We start from the raw sequence: 2,596 nt of genomic DNA, 5'->3' as shown, positions 1-2,596 counted from the left end.
GGGAGCTCGCCGGACGGACCCGCGGAGGCTCCGCGGCCACACCGGCGGCGGGAAGCGAGCAGCCGGCCCGCACCGCGCCGGTCACCACCACCGACCGCGACCCGTTCGCAGGCATCCCGATCGGCGACTGGCTGGCCGCCCTGCAGCAGGGGGCGATGGAGGTCTTCGGGCAGGACTGGGAGGGCCGGCTCGCCCAGCTGCTCGCTTTCTGGCGGCGGCGCCTGGACGGCGAGTACGTCATCGACGAGTACGGCTTCGACGCGGAGTTCGCCCACACCTTCTTGATGGCGGTGCTGCGCCCGCTGGCCGAGAAGTGGTTCCGGATCGAGGTCCGGGGCGCCGAGAACATCCCCGTCGAGGGTGGGGCTCTCGTGGTCTCCAACCACTCGGGCACCATCCCCCTCGACGCCGCCATGGCGATCTTCACCGTGCACGAGCACACCGGCCGGAACCTGCGCCCGCTCGGTGCCGACCTGGTCTTCCGGCTGCCGATGGTCAGCGTGCTGGCCCGCCGCTCGGGGGTGACGCTGGCCTGCGCCGAGGACGCCGAGCGGCTGCTGCGTGGAGGCCATCTGGTCGGCGTGTGGCCCGAGGGGTTCAAGGGCATCGGCAAGCCCTACTCCGAGCGCTACAAGCTCCAGCGGTTCGGCCGGGGCGGGTTCGTCTCCGCGGCGCTGCGCACCGGCGTACCGATCGTGCCGCTCTCGGTCGTCGGCGCGGAGGAGACCTACCCCCTGGTGGGCAACGTCCCGGTGCTGGCGAGGCTGCTCGGGCTGCCCTACCTGCCGATCACGCCGTTCTTCCCGCTGCTCGGCCCGCTGGGCCTGGTCCCGCTGCCGTCGAAGTGGCTGATGGAGTTCGGTGAGCCGATCCGCACCGACGAGTTCGAGCCTGGCGCCGCCGACGACCCGATGCTGGTCTTCAACGTGACCGACCAGGTGCGCGAGGCGATCCAGCAGACCCTCTACGCGCTGCTGCGCGACCGGGACTCCGTGTTCGGCCTGCCGCCGCTCAGGGTCAGGCCGGGCCCCGCCGCCCCCGGAGCGCCACCGCGCCGCTGAGCGCGCCGGCCGCGGCACCCAGGACCAGACCCGCCCGGGCGGCCCGACGGCCGGTGCGGTAGTCGCGGATCCGCCAGCCGTTCTCGCGCGCGTGGGCGCGCAGCCGCGGGTCCGGGTTGACCGCGCACGGGTCGCCCACCAGGGACAGCATCGGCAGGTCGTTGAAGGAGTCGGAGTACGCCGAGCACCGGGCCAGGTCCAGGCCCTCCCGCTCGGCGAGCGCCCGGATGGCCACCGCCTTGGCCGGTCCGTGCAGCAGGTCCCCGACCAGACGTCCGGTGTAGACCCCGTCCTCCCGTTCGGCGACCGTGCCCAGCGCCCCGGTGAGGCCTAGCCTGCGGGCGATGATCTGGGCGACCTCGAGGGGTGCGGCGGTGACCAGCCACACCCGCTGCCCCTCGTCGAGGTGCAGCTGGGCCAGGGCCCGGGTGCCCGGCCAGATCCGGTGCGCCATCGCCTCGTCGAAGATCTCCTCGCCCAGCTCCTCCAGCTCGCTCACCGTGTGCCCGGCGATGAAGCTCAGCGCCGAGGCCCGGGCCTCGGCCACGTGGTCGGGGTCCTCCACGCCGACGATGCGGAAGTAGGCCTGCTTCCAGGCCGCACCGGCGATCTGACGGGTGGTGAAGAACTTGCGCCGGTGCAGTCCGCGGGCCAGGTGGAAGATGCTGGCCCCCTGCATCACGGTGTTGTCGACGTCGAAGAAGGCGGCGCGGGCCGGGTCGGCGGGGGTGCCCAGCGCACGCTCGACGTGAGCGTTGGCGGCGGCGGCCTCCCCGGCCATGATCGAGCGCTGCTGGAGGTTCAGCGGGCGACGGGGACGCTCGCGGGGAGGGGTCACACCGGCGAGCGTAGTTGGCTCCGCCACACCGGTCGGCGGCCCGGTCCGCCTGTGACAGGATCGCTGGTATGGCTCCCCGCGACGTGCCCGCTCTGCTGTCGTCCGCGGCCGCCGAGCGTCCGGACGTCGTCGCGCTGGTGGATCCCGACGACCGTCGGCTGACCTACGCCCAGCTCGAGGAGGAGGTCTCCCGCGTCGCGTCCGGGCTGGTCGCCGGCGACATCGTGGCCGGCACCCGGGTGCTGCTCGCGTGCAGCAACCGCCTGGAGCTGGTCACCTGCTACCTGGGAGTGCTGCGCGCCCAGGCCGTCGCGGTGCCAGTGAACCCCGAGGCCACGGCCGAGGAGATGGCCCTGATGGTCGCGGACACGGGCGCGCTGGTGGTGGTCGCCGACGCGGACGCGCTGGCAACGGTCCGCGAGGCTGTGGCACTGGTGCGGGCTGCACTGGCCGGCGAACCCACCCGGCTCGACGCCGGGCCGCTGTCCCGAGCGGTGGTCCCCCGAGTCGTCGCCGTCGGGGCGGGCCGACACGGTGAGCACGCCCCGGCCGGCCATCGCGTCGATCGCGTTGTCGACGAGGTTGGTCCACACCTGGTTCAGCTCACCGGCCATCGCCTCGATGCGCGGCAGCGCGGGCGCGTAGTGCTTCTCGACCCGGATGCCGGTGCCCAGCTTGTGCGCCATGATCGCCAGGG

General features: G+C 73.6%; 3 protein-coding genes. 2 read left to right on the top strand and 1 reads right to left on the bottom strand.

What is annotated here, in order from left to right; translation table 11 throughout:
• Window positions 1-1,061, top strand: a 1,061-nt coding sequence (locus tag PLP61_RS16450; RefSeq protein ID WP_324503842.1) for a lysophospholipid acyltransferase family protein, incomplete at its 5' end; no start/stop codon positions are given.
• Here the strand turns inward: PLP61_RS16450 and PLP61_RS16445 are convergent.
• Entirely contained in the window at window positions 1,018-1,899 is an 882-nt protein-coding gene (locus tag PLP61_RS16445; RefSeq protein ID WP_324503841.1) for an HAD family hydrolase, read from the bottom strand. The genes PLP61_RS16450 and PLP61_RS16445 overlap by 44 nt on opposite strands.
• 68 nt (window positions 1,900-1,967) lie before the next feature.
• Between PLP61_RS16445 and PLP61_RS16440 the strand changes: the two genes are divergently transcribed.
• A partial coding sequence (locus PLP61_RS16440) for an AMP-binding protein (protein ID WP_324503840.1) occupies window positions 1,968-2,596 on the top strand: 629 nt, incomplete at its 3' end.

This window comes from Nocardioides sp. (assembly GCF_035429765.1).
In the GTDB taxonomy this organism is placed as follows: Bacteria; Actinomycetota; Actinomycetes; order Propionibacteriales; family Nocardioidaceae; genus Nocardioides.
The sequence above is the reverse complement of the archived record's forward strand: the minus strand, read 5'-3'. Positions and strand labels throughout refer to the sequence as shown.